Genomic DNA, 21,679 nt, shown 5'->3' with positions numbered 1-21,679 from the left:
AGATGAACAAGGGGCATGACTTGTGGGCGTTCTGCGCTACACTTCGGAGCATGCGCTGGTTGATTGCGGCATTTATGGTGTTTTCGGGCGGGGCCGTTGCGCAGGAGCGTCGGCCAAGCCACTGTATTGCCATTGCTGATGCGGCACCCGGACTTGAGTATCTGCACAAGACAGCGTGGCAGGATCCTGTGCCGGAGTTCTCGGTGCGGATCAGCTATATCGCGCATGCCTCTTTCATGATCCAGACCCGCGGCGGGCTGAATGCGGTGACTGACTTTACCGGGTTTATCGGCAGCGCAGATTTGATCCCAGACGTAGTGACGATGAACCATGCCCACGGCACGCATTGGACGGCACATCCCGATCCGGCCATTCCGCATGTTCTTCCGGGGTGGGGAGAGTTCGGGAAAGGTATAGAGCATCATCTGGATCTGGACGAGATGCTGGTACGCAATGTCTCGACCGACATCCGGTCTGTTTATGGTGGAGTCGAAGAACGCGGCAATTCGATTTTTGTGTTCGAGGTTGAGGGGTTGTGCATAGGTCATCTGGGGCATTTGCATCACGTGCCGTCGGATGAACAGTACGCTGCGCTGGGCCGGTTGGATGTGGTCATGGCTGCTGTTGATGGCGGAACCACCATGCCTCTGCCCGAGATGATTGCGGTTCTGAAACGGCTGAAAAGCTCAGTCATCATTCCGATGCACTGGTTCTCGCAGTTCTCGCTGGATCGCTTCCTGGTGGATATCAGGGATACATTTCCGGTTGAGCGCGACGGGGTGTCGGAAATTACCGTCTCGCTGCGGGACCTTCCGGACCGCCCCACGGTTGTGGTGCTTGAGCCGCGCTATCTGATTGATCTTGAATAAGGCTTGCGGCAACCGCATCGCTTGGGCATTGAAGGCGTATGAATTTGAACCCCGCTGATGACCGTTTTGCTGCATTGATCCGTTCGAAACTGGGCGATAGGGTGATGCGCCCCGTGGAAGAACGGTACCTGGAAGAACCGCGCGGGCGGTTTGCCGGACAGATCGGTCTGCTGGCCTTGCCCCGCAACACCGAAGAGGTGGCGGTGCTGGTGGAGTTGGCTGCGCAAGCGCGGGTCCCGATCGTTCCTTATGGCGGCGGCACCGGTCTGGTTGGCGGGCAAGTGATGTCAGAGGGTCCGGCGCCATTGCTGATCTCGTTGGAACGGATGACCGCCATCCGGTCTGTCTTCCCGACCGAGAACATTCTGGTCGCCGAAGCCGGAGCCATTCTTCAAGACGTTCAGGCCGCAGCCGAGGCGTTAAACCGGTTGTTTCCTCTGTCGTTGGCGGCACAGGGATCCTGCCGGATCGGGGGCAACCTGTCGACCAATGCAGGGGGCGTCAACGTTTTGCGGTATGGCAACGCGCGCGACCTGTGCCTGGGGCTTGAGGCGGTGTTGCCCAGTGGCGAGATCTGGCACGGCCTCAGCCGGCTGCGAAAGGACAATACCGGCTATGACCTGCGCAATCTGCTGATCGGGGCCGAGGGGACGCTGGGGATCATTACTGCCGCATCGCTCAAGCTGTTCCCCCGCCCGGCCGCCGTTGGGACAGCGGTGTTTCAGGTGGCTTCTCCCGAAGCGGCGATCGACCTGCTGGCTTTGGCCCGGGACAAGGTGGGTGAGGCGGTCAGCACGTTTGAGTTGATCCACCGGCAAGGGCTTGATTTTCTGGCCGAGGTTCTGCCGGATGTCCGTCAACCGTTCCGCTCGCCGCCAGAGTGGAGCGTATTGATTGAGCTGGGTCTGGCTGACAGGCAGTCACCATTTGACGCGCTGGAGGAACTCTTCGTTCGCGCTGAAGAACTCGGTCAGGCTCAGGACGGAGTAATCGCCCAAAGTGAAGCGCAGCGGGCCGATTTGTGGGCGGTGCGCGAACGCATCCCCGAAGCCAATCGTCTGATCGGGTCGGTGTCGAGCCATGATATTTCCATCCCGATTTCCAGAATTCCCGACTTCATTTGCGAAGGCAGAGAATTGATTGCGGGTCTAGGGCCTTTCCGGATCAATTGCTTTGGCCATCTTGGTGACGGCAATCTGCATTACAATGTGTTCCCGCCCAAAGGGCAGAGCCGATCGGGTTTTGAGGGCCAAAGAGGCGCGATCAAGCGGGCCGTACATGATCTGGTTGACGCCTTCGACGGCTCGGTCAGTGCTGAACATGGGGTGGGGCGCCTCAAGACCGGCGATCTGGAACGCTATGGCGATCCGGCCAAGCTGGGCGCGATGCGGGCCATCAAAACGGCATTGGATCCGCAGGGCATCATGAACCCTGGCGCGGTCCTGAAAGGGTGAACACGGCCCGAGCGTCGGACCGTGCCCGGTTGTTTCTTACGAGGCAGGCAGGATCACCTTGTCGATCACATGGATCACGCCGTTCTTGGTTTCGATGTCGGCCTGAACCACGTTGGCGTCATTTACCATCACACCCGAATCCAGATCGATTGTGATATCGCCGCCTTGTACGGTTGCAGCCGTCATGTCATCGCTCAGATCACCTGACATCACTTTGCCCGGCACGACATGGTAGGTCAGAATGGCTACCAGCTGATCCTTGTTTTCGGGCTTCAGCAAGTTTTCGACGGTGCCTTCGGGCAAAGCCGCGAATGCGTCATCGGTGGGGGCAAACACGGTGAACGGGCCTTCGCCTTTAAGTGTGTCCACCAGTTCGGCGGCCTGAACTGCCGCGACGAGTGTTTCAAAGCTGCCAGCGGCGACGGCTGTGTCAACAATGTCCTTGCCGTGACCATCGGCGAATGCAGCCGTGCTAAACAGGATCGAGGCGACACCGGCGGCGGCGAATTTGCGGAACATGAGCTAAACTCCCTAGGTTGAAATGCTTCAAGCAGCATCAATCAAGGTACGGGGCAACCTGACCACAAGATCACTTGTATTGATCCGTTTTGCGCCTTGATCGGTGCAAAAACCGCGCTAAGCCTGCCCGGTTTTCAGTTTCCAGTCACGTTTTTGTGAAAAACTCCTGGTCAGAGTCCTTCGAATTCGCACAGGACATGCACGTCCATGCCCATCTCCTCCAGCACTTTACTGCCGCCAAGCTCGGGCAGGTCTATGATGAAGGCGCACGAGACGATTTCGCCCCCAAGCCGTTCGATCAGCTTGATACCTGCCGCTGCGGTTCCGCCCGTGGCCAGCAGATCGTCGACCACCAGAATTTTTTCACCGGGTTGGATGGCATCGTCATGGATCTCGACGATCGCCTCTCCGTATTCCAACTTGTAATCTTGGCTGATTGTTGTGCCGGGCAGTTTGCCCTTCTTGCGGATCGGGACAAAACCGACGCTCAACTGATGTGCGATCGCACCGCCCAGAATAAAGCCGCGTGCTTCAAGCCCGACCACTTTGTCGATCCGCTCACCTGCATAGGGGTGCAGCATCTGGTCAATCGCCATCCGAAACCCGCGGGGGTCGGCAAACAGGGTTGTCACATCGCGAAACATGATCCCTTCGTGAGGAAAATCGACGATGGTTCGGATATAATCTTTGACAGATTTGTTTCTGGACATGGACCAACCTTTTAGCGTCAAACAGCAATTTTGTGTTTGGCCCAAGAGGATTGACCATGCAAGGAACAATTCCTTGGCAGGATTGGCGTCAATGTGAGGTTGCAGCTTTGAGCAGGCCAAAAAAACCGGCGTAACCTGGGCCGTAACCAAGATAGGTGCCTGACCCATTTATATTGTTGCTGCCGGCTCGACCAAATATCCCCAGCGCCCGGATTGTCGGGGGTACAGTGAGCAATCTGTTTGGGTTGCAATCCGATGGGCCTTGGCTCCGGGTGCGGTTTGATTCAATTGCGTTGATCCGGCGAAAAAACTGCCTGTACGGCATGAAGCTTCATTGCCAATTTCCAATCATTATTGTTATGTGCCTGATAACGACAACAACTATGCTATGTATACACAAAGTATCGCCTATTGCAGCAAAGCTTCGTTAGGAAAATGCGCGTGGCCGGGAATGATGGCAAAGGATCGACCAAGAAAAACAGTCAGTTGGTCTTACGCCTCGACAGGGACGAACGTGACTCGTTTGTCGAGCTTTGCAAAGAACTGGACACGTCGGCCGCGCGCGAAATCCGCAGATTTATTCGTGGATTCATGAAAGAACACGCCGAAGACTGATGCGGTGTCAGGCCGGCCGGCGCAGGACCGCCGTGGCCATACCCATCCCGATCAAGGTCAAACCGCCAAACCGTGTCATTGCCGTAATGACGCTGGCGCGCCCGATCAGCCGCCGCAACCTGTCTGCCAAAAGGGCGTAGGCCAACGCGTTCAACCAGGCCAGCCCGACGAATGTGGCAATCAGGATGACGAACTGAGGTCCAAGCGGTTCAGCAGGGCGTATGAACTGCGGCACAAAGGCAATGAAGAAGGCGATGGATTTCGGGTTCAGGGCAGTGACGGCCGCTGCGTGGCCGAACACGCTGCGTGCGGTGACATCCCGCCCGGTGTCGACCGTGCTCAATCCACCGGCTGGTGCGCTGCGCAACAGTTTGACCCCAAGCCAGACCAGATAGGCCGCGCCCACCCATTTGAGAACAGAAAACAGCGTGGCCGAAGCCAGAACAAGTGCGCCCAGTCCCAACAAGGATGCGGTCATGGCCACAAGATCGCCCACTGCAACCCCCGTGGCCGAGGCAACGGCGACACTGCGCCCTTTGGATAAGGCGTAACTCAGTACCAACAGCACGGTAGGCCCCGGAATAAGCAGCAGGGCGGTGGATGCGGCAACAAAGGCCAGCCAGAGATCGAGTTGCATCGTCAAATTCCTGATCAGATCGCCCGAGAACGAGAGAATCAGTCCCGGGGGTCAAGCTGCTTGAGCCGGGAGATTGTTCTGTAAGCCAGCTCCCATTTCCCGTGAATCACAAATTTAGTCAATCGCTTATTCGTGTTATGGGGGTTTCGGGACAAAATATTCAATTTGTGCTATAATTACGCCGTTTTTTTTATTGTCATTTAATAAGGAGGTTCGTCATGAAACTTGTCGTTTTTATTTTTTTGTTGAGCGTATTGCTGATGCCGACTGCCACCGCTGCCTGCCCGGACGGGTATTTCAACTGCGGCGGGTCGCTATGCTGCCCTAAACCTCAAAACTAGTTCGGAGAGCTTGGGATGTCTGTTATCAGTTTACGCAACGCTGTCATTGTTGCTGGCGCACTGGCAATCATGGGCGCTGGTAAAACGCTTGTTTTGAATGCGAATGAACTGGATTTACAATACCAGAAACTTGTTGTTCCGAAGGGTTCACTACATGCGCCTGTGCTTGGTGCGGCTTATGCCTTGGACCATTCGACCGGAAAATTTAGACCCACAAAGATCTGTAATTTGTTTGTTGGGGGGAACGAATCTGGCCCGGAAGATGTTTCCTTCACCAGCCTTAGCCTTGTGGCAATCGGCTGGAACGGTGCCATGGATGCCGTAACCGACTACGTCGGTGACAAAATCGTAAAATCCATGAAGTTCTCGGATGAGAGCGCCAAGTGGGAATTCCAAAAAAGGTTCTGGAGTGCCCACGAGGGTATGTCATTCAGAAGCACCTGCAGGTCTCTTGTTGAGGAAACCGCTGCGAACCCCAACTACTCTGTTTTTCTTGTAGAAACCATCTTCTTTGATCCGGTTTCCGACGAAAAACAGGTTATGGTTCAAATGTCTCAGACTTCGGTAGTATTTGATGGTTGCGAAGATGCATGTCCAAAACCTGTCTCGCTTCAATCCGTGCTGAAAGTCGGCTGGCTTGCTCGCTCAAAGGGCGACTGGGGCATCGTTCGCATCCATTGAGGTCATTGAGACCCTGGCCGATTATCTCAAGTCGGTCTTACAGAATTCGCCCGGCCACAGCGTCCAGCTTGGCCAGCAGCGCCGCATCGCGACTATCGGGGGCCGTAAGGATCGCATACTCCAGCGCCCGATCGCAGCCATGCGGGCAGGGTGCGCGCTCGGAACCCAGTAGGGCGGGCAATCCCTTGACCAGTGCGCGGCCTTTTTCGGCATTGCCGGTCAGGGTGGCGATGATCGTGGACACGTCCACCTCGCCATGGTCCGGGTGCCAGCTGTCATAGTCGGTGACCATCGCGATCGACGCATAACACAGCTCGGCCTCTCGGGCGAGTTTCGCCTCGGGCATGTTGGTCATTCCGATCACGTCACAGCCCCATTGCTCGCGATACATCCTGGATTCTGCAAGGCTGGAAAACTGAGGGCCCTCCATCGCCAGATAGGTGCCGCCCCGGTGGATTGTGATGCCGGCGGCCTTACCCGCTGTCTCGCATGCGTCCGACAGGCGTGGGCAGGTAGGATGGGCAACGCTGACATGGGCAACGCACCCAGTTCCGAAGAAGCTCTTTTCCCGCGCAAAAGTGCGATCGATGAACTGATCGACAATCACGAAGTCACCCGGTGCCATATGTTCGCGGAACGATCCGCAGGCCGAAACCGAGATCACATCCGTCACGCCCAATCGTTTCAGCGCGTCGATATTGGCGCGATAGGGTACATCTGTCGGCGAGTGCACATGGCCGCGCCCATGACGCGGCAGAAAGGCCATTTCGATACCGTCCAGCGATCCGGTCAGGATCTGGTCTGACGGCGTTCCCCATGGGGTCTCAACCTCTACCCACTCCGGGTTCTCCAGCCCATCGATGTCATAGATGCCTGATCCGCCGATGACGGCTATCCTGGTTTGGGTCACTGTTCTGCTCCGCCTGAATGCCTGATGTTGAATTTGTGCGGGTTCAGCCCGGATTTGACAAGAGGCCTATTCCTGTATCGCCAACAGGTTGCGCTATTGTGATTGCCCGGTGAAATCGGCCCAAGCAATGCCAAACGCGCCCAGAGACCAGGTCAGATCCTGTGACTGCCCGTGTCGGTCTCGGAACACGAAGCGGAACGCATCTCCGGTCAACATGGCGTCCAGCACGTCCTTGGCGCGTTGGTCTTCGAAGGTACAGCCAAGCCCGGTCAAGCATCCGGGGCGCCGGGTGCGCCATATGGTTTCTTCGCCTTGGTCGATGCGAAATCCGGATGGGGTGAAGAAAGTACCCGGCTCTATCCCGAATTCAACTTTGAAACCTTCCGGTTCCGGCGTAACGAAAACGAACTGTGCCGCGAATTTTGGCCGAAGGGAAAACACTTCTGCCCGTCGGATGTAGCACCGCTGCCGCAACGCACCGTTTTCTTCGCGCTCGTCACAGATCGAATTCCAGATGCCGAAAATCTCGTGATGCGTCACCCGCCAGTTTCCTGCCGTGTCATTGCCATTCAAATCCTGCGCGAGGGCGGGAAGGGCTGAGAAGAGAAAGAGGATGATCCAACGCATGATCTGACATGTGGTGGCTTCTTCGTGGTCCCGCAAATCAACTTGCCGCGAGCCCAAGATATGCATTATACGCATGGCTGCATCCCGCGTAGTGCAGTAGCTCAATGCCAGCGCGCCAGCTACAACAACGCCTTCGCGCGAACATATAACCCCATAGGACTGTCTGATGCCCCGAGCCTTGCTGGCAAGCTTTGCCAATCGCCTCGCTATTCCCGATCTGCGCTGGGTGCCAGATGAGGGACTGACCTTCTCACGCCTGCGGATTGAGCTGCTGTCCGGTCTGACGGTTGCCCTTGCACTGGTGCCCGAGGCGGTGGCCTTTGCCTTTGTGGCGGGCGTGCACCCGTTGGTCGGACTCTACGCCGCGTTTTTGGTGGGGCTGATTACGGCACTGATCGGTGGGCGACCGGGCATGATCTCGGGCGCGACCGGCGCGCTTGCGGTTGTCATGGTGGCACTGGTGGCCGAACATGGGGTCGAATACCTGTTCGCGACCGTTGTTCTTATGGGAATCCTTCAGGTCATTGCCGGGGCCATGCACTGGGGGCGTTTCATTCGATTGGTGCCGCATCCGGTCATGCTGGGCTTTGTGAACGGTCTGGCCATCGTGATCTTTCTGGCCCAGATGGGACAGTTCAAAGTGCCCGGAACCATGGAAAACACCGGTCATGGATTGAGCGGCGGCGAATGGTTGTCCGGGATACAGCTTTACACCATGCTGGGTCTTGTCGGGCTGACCATGGCAGTGATCTGGATCATGCCGCGTATCACGCGCATCATCCCAGCGCCTCTGGCCGGTATTCTGGTTGTCGCGGCAATCGTGATCGGGTTTGGCCTTGATGTGCCGCGCGTCGGCGATCTGGCATCGATCGAAGGCGGTCTGCCTGCGTTCCATGTTCCAATGGTTCCTTTGAACTGGGAAACCTTTGAGATCATTCTGCCTTATGCGGTCATTCTGGCCGCCATTGGCCTGATCGAATCCCTGCTGACTCTGAACCTTGTGGGTGAGATCACAGGCAAGCGCGGTGGGGCATCTCAGGAATGTATCGCGCAGGGCGCGTCGAATATCGTGACCGGGTTTTTCGGCGGCATGGGCGGTTGCGCGATGATTGGCCAGTCGATGATCAACGTGAAATCCGGCGGGCGTACACGTATAGCCGGTATCGCGGCAGCGCTATTCCTGCTGACCTTCATCCTTTTCGCATCACCCCTGATCGAGCAAATTCCGCTGGCCGCGCTGGTCGGTGTGATGTTCATGGTGGTGATCGGCACCTTTGCGTGGAACTCATTCAAGATCCTGCGCAAAGTGCCAATGACCGATGCCTTCGTCATCGTTCTGGTCACCGTCGTAACGGTGATGGAGGACTTGGCCGTTGCTGTCGTGGTTGGCGTCATTGTCTCGGCCCTGGCCTATGCATGGAACAATGCCAAGCGCATTCATGCGGTCACCCGTGAATCCGAGACCGAACAAGGCGCGAAAGTGTATGAAATTCAGGGACCACTGTTCTTTGGGTCCTCTGAGGGCTTTATCGAACTGTTCGAAGTACAGAACGATCCTGAAACCGTTATCATCGATTTTGCCGAAAGCCGCGTGGTGGATCAGTCCGCCCTGCAAGCCATCGAGAATATCGCAGGAAAATACGAGGCAGCAGGCAAACGAGTCATGCTTCGCCACCTGAGCCGCGATTGTCACAAACTGCTGAACAAAGCCGGACACCTTATGGTCGACAGTGATGATGACCCGGACTACGAGTTGGCGGTAGATTACTCTGTCCGCACCGGTATTCTGGGCGGGCACTGACTTCGAAAGGCGGCCAATCAGGCCGCCTTTTCAAGGGTCCAAGCGCTCCAGCTTATCGATATCTCCCGTCAGCAGAGCGCTTTCGGCTTCGGCGATCAGTTCGACTGGCCAGTCCCACCACTTCAAAGAAAGCAGCCGCTCGATTGTGTCGGCGTCAAACCGGTATCGCCGTGCCTCGGCAGGATTGCCAGAGACGATCGCATAAGGCGGGATGGTTCCACGCACGACTGAACCCGCGCCGATTATCGCTCCGTCACCGATATTGGCTCCGGGCAGGATCAACGCGCCATAGCCGATCCAGACATCATTGCCTATCACGGTGTCCCGGAAGTCCGGCTGGAATTCCAACATCTGTTCCGGATCGAAAACTGGAAAGGGAAAGCAGGTTATCCCATCCATCGCATGATTTGCCGAGGTTGTCACAAAGCGGACGCCGTGGGCAATTTGGCAAAACTTCCCCAAAATCAGCTTTTCGCGCGAAAACTCGAACAGATAAGGGGCCAGCCGATTGGCCCAATCCTCGGGTTCGTCAAAATCTGATGCGTAAGTGTAATCTCCCACCTGAATTCTGGGGTGGTCGATCACTCGTGACAGAAAGGCCGTTCCTTTGTGTTCCGTGCCGTCAGGCAGAGTGACAGGATATCGGCGCGAAGCGTCAGGCAGGGGCATCAGTCATCCGGTCTAGAAAGGCTGAACAACTCGGAAACGACAGAGTAATCGCGATACCCAAGCCGCGCCAAAGGTTGGAACGAGGTCACGTCGAACATGCCATCCCGAATATGATCGTCGTGCAGGTGTACACCTGTCACTTCCCCAAACACCACCCGGTTGGCTTCACCGGGTAGGGTGACGATTTGGGTCAGCTTGCATTCCAGGGCGGCTGGTACCCCTTCAATCCGTGCGCAGGGGATGGTCTCGCATTCGATGGGTGAAAGCCCGGCATGTAAAAACTCATCAACTTCTTTCGGCAATCCGGCGGAACTTGCATTCATCGCGTCCCGGTGCGCATGGGCCACGACATTCACGCAAAACACACCCGTGGCCTCGATATTGGCGATGCTGTCCTTGCCCACGCTTTGATCCTGTTTGGTGCCGGTCGAGGCAAACATGACCTGCGGGGGCGTATAGGCAACGCCGTTGAAGAAGGAATAGGGTGCCAGATTGTTGATCCCATCCGCATCCCGGGTCGAGATCCAGCCAATCGGGCGCGGCGTGATAATGGCATTGAACGGGTTGTGCGGAAGGCCGTGGCCGTCTTCGGGGCGATAGAACATCTGAACTCCAAGCGTTTGCCCAAGGCGTAGCGAAGTGCTAGGGCGATTTCCAGCAAGTAAAAGAGGGCAGGGTGCAGCAATTCGGGATCAGGCCAGAAGAGCCGGACGACTGGTGGGAGGTCGAAGCCCTTTATGACCTGTGTTTTGCACCGGGTCGTGAGGCCTTGTCGTCGTACCGGTTGCGCGATGACGTGCCGCCGGTTGCGGACCTGTCTCTGGTCGCGCGTGACGGTCAGGGGATTCTGGCCGGTGCGATCCGGTTCTGGCCGGTTCATGTCGGCGATCACGACGCACTGCTGTTGGGGCCGGTTGCCGTGCATCCCACCCACCAAGGTGAGGGACTGGGCGGATTCCTGATACATGAAGGGGTCGAAGCGGGGCGGACCCGCGGGTGGCAACGGGTCATGCTGGTAGGGGATGAGCCCTATTACAGTCGGTTCGGGTTCACCCGATTACAAGGGGTCGAGATGCCTCCGCCCACAAATCCTGACCGGGTTTTGGGGCTGGAATTGTTGCCCGGTGCCTGGTCCGGCATTGAGGGGGCAGTGACACGTTGGAGCCTGTGACCTATTGAAACCATGCTGCGTAACGCCGATGTTTATAGACAGGAGGGCGGGAATGCAGAACGTAGTTCTAGTCGAAAACGTGGATACCGAGGCCGAACTGGATCGTTTGGCGGATCACTACCGATCTGCCGGAGGCGTTGGTGTCAAGTTGTTGAACAAACTGGGCGGCTCGGCCGAGTCATTGCTGGAACAGTTGCCGGAACCTGTGCGAAATGGCCTGACCGGCGCAACCGAGCAGGCGTTGTGGCTGGCGATGCATGCGGCTCAGGGGTCACGGCGCGCTGTTCCCGATCAGCAGCCTTGGGTGAATACCGCCGTCACCACGGCCATGGGTGCGGCCGGGGGGCTGGGCGGTGTTTCCACAGCCCTGATGGAACTGCCTGCAACAACCGCGATGCTTCTGCGCGCCATTCAGGGGGCTGCGGCACGCGAGGGGTTCGATCCTTCTGCTGAAAACGTAAAGTTCGATTGTGTTCGCGTATTGTCGGCGGCAGGACCATTGTCGCATGATGATGGGGCAGATCTGGGTTTTTTCTCGGTTCGGCTAACCCTGACCGGGCCGGCCATGCAACGTCTTATTGCCGCCGTTGCGCCGCGCTTTTCGATTGTGCTGGGGCAAAAACTGGCAGCCCAGTCCGTTCCTGTGCTGGGCGCATTGGCCGGTGGGGGTACGAACTACGTCTACACGCGCTATTACCAACAGATCGCGCGCGTGCATTTCGGTTTGCGCCGGCTGGCAATTGACGCTGATATTCCCCATGACGCTTTGGCGCGGCGGCTCTCTGCCAGAATGTAGGCGATCCCTTGGTCGACCTGACTGCCTTGGCGAACGACACATCATGTGGTATGTTTGCAGATGTCAGCCGCTAGATAGGTAAGCGTAAGATTTTTCGGTTGGCTGACGTTTGACCAAAAGGGTGCGTCGCTCAATGAAAGCACGATTGCTGCTTCATGACTTTCCCAAAGCTGCAAAGCAGCCTGTTTTGCGGCAATCTTCGGCTTTGTGTTTCCGGATCAAGCGCGGTCGTCCCAAGGTCCTGTTGGTCACGACACGCAAGTCACGGCGATGGATCGTTCCCAAAGGGTGGCTAATATCCGGCCTGAGCCCACAGGAAACCGCCTTGCAAGAGGCGTGGGAAGAGGCGGGCGTATGTGGCCGGTGCAACGGGACGCGATTGGGGCAGTTCCTGCATCTCAAGCACCATTCGAACCGGTCTCCAACCTTGTGTCTTGTGGATGTTTTTTCAGTGCATGTGCGGGTTTTGTCGCCAGACTACCCGGAAAAGAGCGAGCGCAAGCGCAAATGGTTTTCGCCGAAAAAAGCGGCGCAAAAGGTTGATTCCCGTGAACTTGCTGAATTGTTGCGCGACTTTAAGCCGTACACACATTAAAGTAGCATCTGGTAGGCTTGATATTGTCACCTTGATCGGTATCTATTCGCCAATCGATTTTTTGGACTGAACATGATTCAATACGCGTTGAAATGCAGCGAAGGCCACACTTTCGACAGTTGGTTCCAATCCGCCGAAGCCTATGACAAGCTGGCCTCTGTGGATATGGTCACCTGCGCGGTTTGCGGGTGCACGCAGGTCGAGAAGGCGATCATGACGCCTCGCGTCCGCCCAGCGCGGAAAGCTCTGAAAAAAAACGAAATCCGGCCTGCCACAGAAGAAAAGATCGACGTGGCCACCCCATCGCCTGAGATCGAGAAGGTTTTGGCCGAGATGCGCCGCCATGTCGAAGAGAACTCGGATTATGTGGGGAAAGACTTCGCCAGAGAGGCGCGCAAGATCCACCTTGGCGAAGCTCCGGACCGCGCCATTTACGGAGAAGCCAAGCTGGATGAGGCGAAATCGCTGATCGAAGATGGCGTGCCGGTGGCCCCGCTGCCGTTTGTCCCCAGCAGAAAGACCAATTGATCATGCACATCGTGATTACCGGCGCCAATCGCGGCATCGGGCAAGCGCTGGCACAGCGTTACGTCAGTCGGGGGGAGAAAGTCACCGGAACGGCGCGCGACGGCGGCATGCAGGTTCGTCTTGATGTGTCCGATCCCGTGCAACAATCGGCCATGGCGGAACAGTTGAAAGGTCAGCCTATCGACCTGCTGATCTGCAACGCCGGAGTGTATTTGGACAAAGGGCACTCGATCAATGATTATCCGGCTGACATGTGGGCGCAAAGCTTTGCGGTAAATGTCACGGGTGTCTTTCTGACGATACAGGCCCTGTTGCCCAACCTGCGCGCGGCGGGGGGCAAGGTCGCGATACTTTCGTCGAAAATGGCGTCGCACACCCTCGCGCCGGGTGGCAGTTATATATACCGCGCGTCCAAAGCGGCGGTTCTGAACCTTGGGCGGAATCTGGCAATGGATCTCAAAGATGACGGGGTTGCCGTTGGTATCTATCACCCGGGCTGGGTTCAGACAGATATGGGCGGTGCTGCGGCTGATATCGATGTGGATCAGGCCGTATCCGGCCTGATTGAACGATTTGATGTCTTGTCGCTAGGCACCACGGGGTGTTTTGAAACCTATGACGGTCAACCGCACGCTTATTGAGAGGTCAAAGCGGCTTTGGGGATTTCAAAGACCTCACCAGGTTCAATGTAGACCACCATCAAATCGCCGCGCGTTTCATGTGAGATTTTCGAGGTCGAGTTGCTGGAGTCCGGCACACCATCCTTGAAGTAGATATTACGCACATGTCCGCCAGCCAGGGCCACCGCAACGGTTATGCTGCCGTCGTCATGGCGGCGCAGCTCGGCGTTGCAGCTTTGCATGGGATCACCGGCATTTGCGGCGCAGGGAATTTTACCCAGCGCGTTCTTGCCGTCCGTCCCGGCGACACTCGCGACCTGGGCCAGTGCAGGCGATGAAAGTAAGGCAAAGGCAAGGGCTAGGCGAAACATGAAGAACCTCTTGAATTGGTTGTTCTTCATAGGCTGACACCGTGCTGGTGTAATGTAAAGCGGCCCTGCGCCGAAGGGGTGACCCCTTTGCGCCCTTGCCCTTGCGGTGCCCCTCGCTTATGAGGCACGGAACTTATAATCCAAGGCGCGGAGACTTTTGCCCCCATGCCCGTACTCGTAATGAAATTCGGCGGCACATCAGTCGCCAATCTGGACCGTATCCGCCGCGCTGCTAAGCGTATCGGCGTTGAAGTTGCCAAGGGCTATGACGTGATCGTCATCGTCTCGGCCATGTCGGGCAAAACCAACGAGCTTGTGGGCTGGGTGAACGAGACATCGCCTCTGTTCGATGCGCGCGAATACGATGCCGTCGTGTCCTCGGGTGAGAACGTGACCGCCGGCCTGATGGCCCTGACCTTGCAGGAAATGGACATCCCTGCGCGCAGCTGGCAGGGCTGGCAGGTGCCTCTGCTGACCACCAGTGCGCACAGTCAGGCGCGGATCGAGGAAATCCCGACCGAGAACCTGAACCAGAAATTCGGCGAAGGTATGCGCGTGGCCGTGGTTGCCGGGTTCCAGGGCATCAGCCCGGAAGGCCGGATTACCACGCTGGGCAGGGGTGGGTCGGACACCACAGCCGTTGCCTTTGCGGCAGCCTTCGGTGCTGAGCGCTGTGACATCTACACAGACGTTGATGGCGTCTATACCACCGACCCGCGCATCTGTGAAAAAGCACGCAAGCTGGACCGCATCTCATTTGAGGAAATGCTTGAACTGGCGTCGCTTGGTGCCAAGGTGCTGCAGACCCGCTCGGTTGAACTGGCGATGCGGTACAAGGTGAAACTGCGCGTTCTGTCAAGCTTTGAAGAACAATCCGATGAGGCCGGCACGCTGGTCTGCGACGAGGAGGATATCATGGAATCCAATGTTGTGGCCGGTGTGGCCTATTCCCGCGACGAAGCCAAGATGACCGTTGTTTCCGTGGCCGACCGGCCGGGCATCGCCACGACCATCTTCTCGGCCCTCAGCGAAGAGGGCGTGAATGTCGATATGATCGTCCAGAACATTTCGGACGAGGGCCGCACGGACATGACGTTCTCGTGCCCCACCGATCAGGTGGCCCGTGCCGAAAAAGCGCTGCTGGCGATCAAGGAAAAGGGCGAGTTGAACTATGCAGAGCTGGTGGCAGACACCGATGTCTGCAAAGTCTCGGTTGTGGGAATCGGGATGCGCTCGCAATCGGGTGTTGCGGCCAAGATGTTCAAGGTGCTCTCGGATGAGGGGATCAACATCAAGGTCATTACAACCTCCGAGATCAAAATTTCCGTACTTGTGGATCGGAAATACATGGAACTTGCCGTTCAGGCGCTGCATGATGCCTTTGAACTGGACAAGGCGGCCTGAGCTGATCGGCCAAAGGTTTCGCCTGACACATTAAATCGGTTGGGCCATGTCAGACGGCACGGAAACAGAATCCCGCAAGCTGCTGCGTCGGCTACGCGAAGAAATGGCAAGCGAAGCCGCCGGTCAGGAACGTCTTGACCGGATCACGCACCTGATTGCTGATAGTATCAGGGCCGAGGTGTGCTCGATCTACCTGTTCCGCGATGAAGACACGCTCGAGCTTTGCGCGACCGAAGGCCTGTCGCCCGAAGCGGTCCACAAAACCCGGATGCGCATGGGCGAAGGTCTTGTCGGGCGGGTTGCCAAGTTCGGCAAGGTTGTCAACACCGCCAATGCGCCGTCGGCCAAGGGCTTCCGCTATATGCCGGAAACCGGCGAGGAACGATATTCCTCCTTCCTGGGCGTGCCGGTTCAGCGCCTTGGGGAAAAGCTGGGTGTTCTGGTTGTCCAGTCCCGCGAGGCGCGCGAGTTTACCGCTGACGAGATTTATGCGCTTGAAGTGGTGGCCATGGTGTTGGCCGAAATGGCCGAATTGGGTGCCTTTGTCGGCGAGGGCGCGGCCTTGTCGCCACTGCACCAGCAATCCGTTCTGTTGCGCGGTGGCCCGGCGCAGGAAGGTTCCGCCGAAGGGCATGTCTGGCTGCACGAACCGCGCGTGGTTGTAACCAATCCAATTGCCGAAGACCCGCACCGGGAACGCGAACGTCTGGTCGGCGCAGTAGAAGAACTGCGCGTCGGTGTCGACAAGATGCTCGAGATTTCCCAGGGCGGCGATAAGGAACAGCTGAAGGTGCTGGAAGCTTATCGTATGTTCGCCAATTCCAAAGGCTGGATGCGGCGGATGGAGGAAGACATTGCCCTGGGTCTCAGCGCCGAGGCCGCGGTGGAGAAAGAACAATCCCAGGCCCGTGCGCGCATGGGGCAGGTCACCGATCCCTATCTGCGTGAACGGCTGGCGGATCTGGACGATCTCAGCAACCGGCTGCTGCGCATTCTGACAGGGCAGGGCAAGACAGACAGTGCCGATCTGCCCACTGACCCGATCCTGATCGCGCGCAATATCGGCCCCGGCGATCTGCTGGAATACGGGCGGGCGCTGAAGGGGATTATCCTCGAAGAAGGCTCGGTTGGCAGCCACGCCACGATCGTGGCACGGGCGCTGGCGATTCCTTTGGTCGTTCACGTGGGCCGGATCACCACCGAGGCGCTGAATGGTGACCACGTTTTGGTCGATGGCGATCAGGGTGTTGTGCATCTGCGCCCCGAAGACAGCGTGGTCAGTGCCTTCCGTGACAAGATCGCGATGCAGGCCAAGGCGCAGGAACGCTATGCCTCGATCCGTGAAACCCCATGCGTCACGCGCGATGGATCGCGTATCAATCTGGTGATGAACGCAGGTCTGATGGCCGACCTGCCATCGCTTGGCACTTCAGGGGCCGAAGGCGTAGGTCTGTTCCGAACCGAGCTGCAATTCCTGATCCGCAACCAGATGCCGAAACGGTCCGAACTGGTGGGCCAGTATCAGCGCGTTCTGGACGCGGCGGGGGACAAAAGGGTGGTGTTCCGCACACTCGATATCGGGTCGGACAAGGTTCTGCCCTATATGAAACACGTGGCCGAACCAAACCCGGCGCTGGGCTGGCGCGCCATTCGCGTTGGTCTGGACAAGCGTGGTGTCATGCGGATGCAGTTGCAGGCCTTGTTGCGGGCTGCGAATGGTCGGCCTTTGACCATCATGTTCCCCTTTGTCGCCCAGGCCGAGGAATATCGCGAAGCCCGCTGGGAGGTGAACAAAACCATCGAGCGGGAAAAACGACTTGGCCACGTCCTGCCCGAAACGCTTGAGGTTGGCGCGATGCTGGAAACCCCGTCGCTGGCCTTTGCACCGCAGAAGTTCTTTGATGAGGTGGACTTCATTTCAATCGGCGGCAACGATCTCAAGCAGTTCTTCTTTGCCGCTGACCGTGAAAACGAACTGGTCCGCCGTCGCTATGACACACTGAATGTCAGCTTCCTGAGCCTGATGGAACGCATTGTGGAACGCTGCGATATCTCGGATACCCCGCTCAGCTTCTGTGGCGAAGATGCGGGTCGCCCGGTTGAGGCGTTGTGCCTTGCGGCAATGGGGATACGGACGCTGTCGATGCGCCCTGCCTCAATCGGTCCGGTCAAAAGCCTTCTTTTGCGGTGTAACCTGACGGAGGTTCGCAAAATCATCGCTGATGCACGCCATCGCGGCGACCAATCCGTGCGTCCTGCGGTGATGGATTGGCTGCGCAATCAGACTTAATGCGCAAAACGAGCCGGTTTTGTCAAACTATGCTTGATTTTTTATGGGCGACTTTCTAATAGACAAGCAATGTTAGCGATAACATATCAGGTTTTGCGGGTTTTCAAGCCGTGCTAAGCTGATATCGGCAAACTCAAAAGGAGCCCGTGATGGTTTCACGCGTAATTCCGGTAGAGCCATTCGATCTGGTGCTTTTCGGCGCGACCGGCGATCTGGCGCAGCGTAAGATCCTGCCGGGCCTGTACCATCGCTTCGAGGTCGGGCAAATGCCCGACGGCGCGCGGATCATCGGTACGGCACGCTCTGATATCGACAGCGACGGGTTTCGCGATCAGGTCCGCAAATCGATGCAACAGTTCGCGCCGGGTTTTTCCCAACAGACATTGGATCGGTTCCTTGCCCATGTCGAATACGTGCCCGTGGACGCTCTGGGTGAGGCCGGGTGGTCTGATCTGAAAGAGCTGATGCGCGATGACGTCGTGCGGGCCTTTTATTTGTCCGTTGGTCCAAGCCTTTTTTCGGGTATCGCGCAGCGGCTGCATGACGCTGGCCTTGCGACACCGGACAGCCGCATTGTCGTCGAAAAACCATTTGGGCACGACCTGGCCTCAGCGAAGGCGCTGAACGAAGGCTTGCGTGCCTGTTTCGAAGAACATCAGATTTACCGGATCGACCATTATCTGGGCAAAGAGACCGTGCAGAACCTGATGGCGCTGCGCTTTGCGAACTCGCTGTTCGAACCACTCTGGAATTCGACCCATGTTGATCACGTGCAGATCACAGTGGCCGAGACCGTAAGCGTCGAAGGGCGCGGGGCCTATTACGATCAGTCCGGCGCGATGCGGGACATGATCCAGAACCATCTTGTGCAGTTGTTGTGCCTGACCGCGATGGAACCGCCGTCGAAATTCTCGCCCAACGCGGTGCGAGACGAGAAGGTCAAGGTTATCGAAGCGCTGGAACCCGTTGCCCAGTCCGACATCGCGCGCGGCCAGTACCGGGCCGAAAAAGGCGAGGGCGGCTATGTCGATCATGTCGGCAACCCCGCCAGCCGCACCGAAAGCTTCATTGCCCTCAAGGTTCATATCGGTAACTGGCGCTGGGCAGGTGTGCCGTTCTATCTGCGCACCGGTAAACGCCTGCGGGCACGCGAATCCGAAATTGCGGTGTTCTTTCGTGACCCTCCGCATACGATTTTCCCCAATGTCGGTCCGCTGCATGGCAACGTATTGGTGATCCGGTTGCAACCTGATGAAGGCATCACCTTGCGCACCACGATAAAGGATCCGGGGCCGGGGGGCTTCCGCCTGTCGGACGTTGCGCTTGACATGAGCTTTGCCGATGCACTGGGGGCCGAAGCGCAAGCGCCGGACGCTTATGAACGTCTGGTGATGGATGTTATCCGTGGCGATCAAACCCTGTTCATGCGCGGGGATGAGGCCGAGGCCGCCTGGGCCTGGGTCGATCCCATCGTTCAGGGGTGGGAACAACGGGGTGATCGACCCGCACGATACGATCAGGGCAGTTCAGGCCCCGAAGAAGCATTGATGCTGATGCATCGCGATGGGCGTCGCTGGCGTCAGATCGGAGGGTAATCATGGTTCACTCAGTCATTTCCGATGTCACCGGACGGATCATCGACCGCAGCGCCGATCTGCGCGGCCCCCATCTTGAACGGATGGAGCAGGCCAGATCCAAAGGTCCTGCCCGTGCGCATCTGTCCTGTAGCGGTCAGGCCCATGCCTATGCGGGCGCAGGCGCAGATCAGCAATCGATGGCCACCGGCACCGCCGGCAATCTGGGCATCGTCACCGCCTATAATGACATGCTTTCGGCCCATCAGCCGTTCGAACGGTATCCCGCCTTGATCCGCGACGCGATCCGCGCCGCCGGTGGAACGGCACAGGTGGCAGGCGGTGTGCCCGCCATGTGTGACGGTGTCACCCAGGGCGAAGCGGGAATGGAACTGTCTTTGTTCTCGCGCGATGTGATTGCGCTAGCGACCGGTGTGGCGCTCAGCCATAACACGTACGACGCGGCCGTGTTCCTCGGGGTTTGTGACAAGATTGTCCCCGGTCTGATCATCGGCGCGCAGGTCTTTGGCCATCTGCCAGCCGTGTTCCTGCCCGCAGGACCAATGACCAGCGGCTTGCCGAACGACGAAAAAGCCAAGGTCCGACAGAAATTCGCCTCCGGAGAGGTGGGCCGCGAAGAGCTGATGGCGGCTGAAATGGCGGCTTATCACGGCCCCGGCACCTGTACCTTCTACGGCACCGCTAATACCAACCAGATGCTGATGGAGTTCATGGGCCTGCACCTGCCGGGCTCCAGCTTCGTCAATCCGAATACCCCGCTGCGTGACGCCCTGACCGAGGAAGGCGCGCGGCGTGCCCTGTCACTCAGCGCTTTGGGCAACAGCTATTCACCGGTCTGTCAGATTCTGGATGAACGCGCCTTCGTCAACGGTATCGTGGGCCTGATGGCGACTGGTGGTTCAACCAATCTTCTGATCCACCTGATCGCCATGGCGCGCGCCGGTGGTATCGTGTTGGACTGGCAGGATTTTTCCGACATTTCCGCAGTCGTGCCGCTGGTCGCAAGGGTTTATCCCAACGGTCTGGCAGATGTGAACCACTACCATGCGGCCGGCGGCCTAGGGTACACGATCGGAACGCTGCTTGAAGATGGCTTGCTGCACCCGGACACGCTGACCGTCGCGGGGCAGGGGCTACACAACTATACCAAGGAACCTAAGCTGATTGATGGCGAGTTGATCTGGCAGGACGGCGCGGGTCACAGCCTGAACGAAAAGATCCTGCGCCCGGCCAAAGACCCTTTCCAACCCACCGGTGGCCTCTCGCGCCTGACTGGAAATCTGGGCACTGCTGTCATGAAAGTCTCGGCGGTTGCGCCAGAACATCAGGTCGTCGAAGCCCCCGTGCGCGTGTTTCACGGTCAGGATGAGGTCAAAACCGCATTCAAGGCCGGAGAGTTCACCGATGACGTCATTGTGGTTGTTCGCTTCCAAGGTCCCAAGGCCAATGGAATGCCTGAGCTGCACTCGCTGACACCTATCCTGTCGATTTTGCAGGGCCGCGGGCAGAAAGTGGCACTGGTCACCGATGGCCGCATGTCGGGTGCTTCCGGCAAAGTACCCGCTGCCATTCATGTCTGCCCCGAAGCGCTGGATGGCGGGCCCATCGCCTACCTGCAAGACGGTGACCTTCTGCGCGTTGATGCGGTCAAGGGTGAGTTGGAAATCCTGACCGAAGGCGTTCTGGATCGTGCGCCCACAACCGCCGACCTTTCAGCCAACCAACACGGTGTCGGGCGCGACCTTTTCGATGCGTTCCGGCAGAATGTCGGGTCTGCCGACGCAGGCGCCAGCATATTCGGAGCATAAGAGATGTCCAAAACCCAACGCACCCGTGAAATCTGCGCACTTGCGCCCATTGTTCCGGTTCTGGTCGTCGATGACGCCGCTCTGGCTCGCCCTCTGGCCGAGGCGCTGGTCGCAGGTGGTTTGCCGGCGCTTGAAGTGACCTTGCGCACCCCGGCGGCGCTGGATGCGATCAAGGCCATGTCCGAAGTGCCCGGCGGCGTGGTCGGTGCAGGTACACTGGTCACACCCGATGATGTCCGTGCTGCCAAACAAGCCGGCGCGCTGTTTGGCGTTTCCCCCGGCGCCACAGATGTCCTGATCGCGGCGTGCGAGGCCGAAGGTCTGCCGCTGCTGCCCGGCGCCGCCACAGCAAGCGAAGCGATGGCGTTGCTGGAAAAGGGCTATGACATGCTGAAATTCTTCCCGGCCGAGGCTTCAGGTGGTGCGCCTGCACTGAAGGCGATCGGCGCGCCGCTGCCACAGATCAGCTTCTGCCCTACGGGTGGTGTGTCCCCAACCAACGCCCGCGATTACCTGTCTTTGTCCAACGTGGTCTGCGCTGGCGGCAGCTGGGTCGCGCCGAAGAAAATGGTCGAAAACGGCGACTGGGCCGGGATCGAAACACTTGCGCGCGAGGCATCGAAGCTGGCGGATTGACGCCGCCCGGCCCCTCGCTAAGGTGGGCGTCA

23 protein-coding genes are annotated in these 21,679 nt (G+C 58.1%); 15 read left to right on the top strand and 8 right to left on the bottom strand.

Annotated elements, in window-relative coordinates; genetic code table 11:
• Window positions 1–50 precede the first annotated feature (50 nt).
• Both AC2FFA_RS11520 and AC2FFA_RS11515 read left to right on the top strand, forming a co-directional pair.
• The gene (locus AC2FFA_RS11520) at window positions 51–869 is read left to right on the top strand and encodes an MBL fold metallo-hydrolase (protein WP_496851767.1); all 819 of its coding nucleotides are present in this window, start codon (window positions 51–53) and stop codon (window positions 867–869) included.
• Window positions 870–907: 38 nt separating this feature from the next.
• Window positions 908–2,323, top strand: a complete 1,416-nt coding sequence (locus AC2FFA_RS11515; RefSeq protein WP_496851766.1) for an FAD-binding oxidoreductase — start codon at window positions 908–910, stop codon at window positions 2,321–2,323.
• 36 nt (window positions 2,324–2,359) lie between these two features.
• On the opposite strand, the gene AC2FFA_RS11510 is transcribed toward AC2FFA_RS11515, so the two are convergent.
• Together AC2FFA_RS11510 and AC2FFA_RS11505 are read right to left on the bottom strand one after the other, a co-directional pair.
• A complete protein-coding gene (locus AC2FFA_RS11510; protein WP_117869700.1) occupies window positions 2,360–2,842 on the bottom strand; it encodes a fasciclin domain-containing protein in 483 nt (160 codons plus the stop codon).
• Window positions 2,843–3,012: 170 nt separating this feature from the next.
• Window positions 3,013–3,552 (bottom strand): adenine phosphoribosyltransferase, encoded by a 540-nt coding sequence (locus AC2FFA_RS11505; protein ID WP_152457268.1) that lies wholly within the window; start codon window positions 3,550–3,552, stop codon window positions 3,013–3,015.
• Between the two features lie 441 nt (window positions 3,553–3,993).
• On the opposite strand from AC2FFA_RS11505, the gene AC2FFA_RS11500 reads away from it, so the two are divergent.
• Window positions 3,994–4,167 (top strand): hypothetical protein, encoded by a 174-nt coding sequence (locus AC2FFA_RS11500; protein WP_205511808.1) that lies wholly within the window; start codon window positions 3,994–3,996, stop codon window positions 4,165–4,167.
• 7 nt (window positions 4,168–4,174) lie between these two features.
• On the opposite strand, the gene AC2FFA_RS11495 is transcribed toward AC2FFA_RS11500, so the two are convergent.
• Window positions 4,175–4,804: a LysE family translocator gene (locus AC2FFA_RS11495; protein WP_496717721.1), complete on the bottom strand. Its 630-nt coding sequence runs from the start codon at window positions 4,802–4,804 to the stop codon at window positions 4,175–4,177.
• A 356-nt stretch (window positions 4,805–5,160) separates the two neighbouring features.
• On the opposite strand from AC2FFA_RS11495, the gene AC2FFA_RS11490 reads away from it, so the two are divergent.
• Window positions 5,161–5,826, top strand: a complete 666-nt coding sequence (locus AC2FFA_RS11490; RefSeq protein WP_117869696.1) for a hypothetical protein — start codon at window positions 5,161–5,163, stop codon at window positions 5,824–5,826.
• A gap of 37 nt (window positions 5,827–5,863) precedes the next feature.
• Here the strand turns inward: AC2FFA_RS11490 and AC2FFA_RS11485 are convergent, their stop codons facing one another.
• Complete coding sequence (locus AC2FFA_RS11485; RefSeq protein ID WP_496673863.1) at window positions 5,864–6,736, bottom strand: S-methyl-5'-thioadenosine phosphorylase; 873 nt, start codon at window positions 6,734–6,736, stop codon at window positions 5,864–5,866.
• A 93-nt stretch (window positions 6,737–6,829) separates the two neighbouring features.
• Window positions 6,830–7,438 (bottom strand): hypothetical protein, encoded by a 609-nt coding sequence (locus AC2FFA_RS11480; protein WP_496851765.1) that lies wholly within the window; start codon window positions 7,436–7,438, stop codon window positions 6,830–6,832.
• A gap of 91 nt (window positions 7,439–7,529) precedes the next feature.
• Between AC2FFA_RS11480 and AC2FFA_RS11475 the strand changes: the two genes are divergently transcribed.
• The gene (locus AC2FFA_RS11475; RefSeq protein WP_117869694.1) at window positions 7,530–9,164 is read left to right on the top strand and encodes a SulP family inorganic anion transporter; all 1,635 of its coding nucleotides are present in this window, start codon (window positions 7,530–7,532) and stop codon (window positions 9,162–9,164) included.
• Between the two features lie 30 nt (window positions 9,165–9,194).
• On the opposite strand, the gene AC2FFA_RS11470 is transcribed toward AC2FFA_RS11475, so the two are convergent.
• Complete coding sequence (locus tag AC2FFA_RS11470) at window positions 9,195–9,833, bottom strand: CatB-related O-acetyltransferase (RefSeq protein WP_117869693.1); 639 nt, start codon at window positions 9,831–9,833, stop codon at window positions 9,195–9,197.
• Window positions 9,833–10,438, bottom strand: a complete 606-nt coding sequence (locus tag AC2FFA_RS11465; protein WP_117869692.1) for a flavin reductase family protein — start codon at window positions 10,436–10,438, stop codon at window positions 9,833–9,835. The genes AC2FFA_RS11470 and AC2FFA_RS11465 overlap by 1 nt, the downstream gene beginning before the upstream one ends.
• Before the next feature lie 71 nt (window positions 10,439–10,509).
• On the opposite strand from AC2FFA_RS11465, the gene AC2FFA_RS11460 reads away from it, so the two are divergent.
• The 5 genes from AC2FFA_RS11460 (at window position 10,510) to AC2FFA_RS11440 (ending at window position 13,564) form a co-directional block, all read left to right on the top strand.
• On the top strand, window positions 10,510–11,004 hold the full coding sequence (locus AC2FFA_RS11460; RefSeq protein WP_117869691.1) for a GNAT family N-acetyltransferase: 495 nt from the start codon (window positions 10,510–10,512) through the stop codon (window positions 11,002–11,004).
• A 52-nt stretch (window positions 11,005–11,056) separates the two neighbouring features.
• Window positions 11,057–11,800, top strand: coding sequence for an EcsC family protein (locus tag AC2FFA_RS11455; protein WP_496673880.1), 744 nt, complete (start codon window positions 11,057–11,059; stop codon window positions 11,798–11,800).
• A 133-nt stretch (window positions 11,801–11,933) separates the two neighbouring features.
• Complete coding sequence (locus AC2FFA_RS11450; RefSeq protein ID WP_496851764.1) at window positions 11,934–12,395, top strand: NUDIX hydrolase; 462 nt, start codon at window positions 11,934–11,936, stop codon at window positions 12,393–12,395.
• A gap of 72 nt (window positions 12,396–12,467) precedes the next feature.
• Window positions 12,468–12,923 (top strand): DUF1178 family protein, encoded by a 456-nt coding sequence (locus AC2FFA_RS11445; RefSeq protein ID WP_299639353.1) that lies wholly within the window; start codon window positions 12,468–12,470, stop codon window positions 12,921–12,923.
• A 2-nt stretch (window positions 12,924–12,925) separates the two neighbouring features.
• A complete protein-coding gene (locus AC2FFA_RS11440; RefSeq protein WP_117869687.1) occupies window positions 12,926–13,564 on the top strand; it encodes an SDR family oxidoreductase in 639 nt (212 codons plus the stop codon).
• Here AC2FFA_RS11440 and AC2FFA_RS11435 read toward each other — a convergent pair.
• Entirely contained in the window at window positions 13,558–13,914 is a 357-nt protein-coding gene (locus tag AC2FFA_RS11435) for a hypothetical protein (protein ID WP_496851763.1), read from the bottom strand. The genes AC2FFA_RS11440 and AC2FFA_RS11435 overlap by 7 nt on opposite strands.
• 165 nt (window positions 13,915–14,079) lie before the next feature.
• Between AC2FFA_RS11435 and AC2FFA_RS11430 the strand changes: the two genes are divergently transcribed.
• From AC2FFA_RS11430 to eda, 5 genes are all read left to right on the top strand, one after another.
• On the top strand, window positions 14,080–15,318 hold the full coding sequence (locus AC2FFA_RS11430) for an aspartate kinase (RefSeq protein ID WP_117869686.1): 1,239 nt from the start codon (window positions 14,080–14,082) through the stop codon (window positions 15,316–15,318).
• Window positions 15,319–15,364: 46 nt separating this feature from the next.
• The gene (ptsP, locus tag AC2FFA_RS11425) at window positions 15,365–17,608 is read left to right on the top strand and encodes a phosphoenolpyruvate--protein phosphotransferase (protein ID WP_496851762.1); all 2,244 of its coding nucleotides are present in this window, start codon (window positions 15,365–15,367) and stop codon (window positions 17,606–17,608) included.
• Window positions 17,609–17,757: 149 nt separating this feature from the next.
• Window positions 17,758–19,203 (top strand): glucose-6-phosphate dehydrogenase, encoded by a 1,446-nt coding sequence (gene zwf, locus AC2FFA_RS11420; RefSeq protein WP_496851761.1) that lies wholly within the window; start codon window positions 17,758–17,760, stop codon window positions 19,201–19,203.
• Window positions 19,204–19,205: 2 nt separating this feature from the next.
• Window positions 19,206–21,011, top strand: a complete 1,806-nt coding sequence (gene edd, locus AC2FFA_RS11415) for a phosphogluconate dehydratase (RefSeq protein WP_496851760.1) — start codon at window positions 19,206–19,208, stop codon at window positions 21,009–21,011.
• 3 nt (window positions 21,012–21,014) lie between these two features.
• Window positions 21,015–21,647 carry a bifunctional 4-hydroxy-2-oxoglutarate aldolase/2-dehydro-3-deoxy-phosphogluconate aldolase gene (gene eda, locus AC2FFA_RS11410; RefSeq protein ID WP_496673903.1) on the top strand — a complete coding sequence of 211 codons (633 nt, stop codon included), beginning with the start codon at window positions 21,015–21,017 and terminating at the stop codon, window positions 21,645–21,647.
• The last annotated feature ends 32 nt before the right edge of the window (window positions 21,648–21,679 follow it).

Source organism: Ruegeria sp. YTSB088 (genome assembly GCF_059609825.1).
Note: the sequence above shows the minus strand (reverse complement) of the source record. Positions and strands in the feature narration are given on the sequence as shown.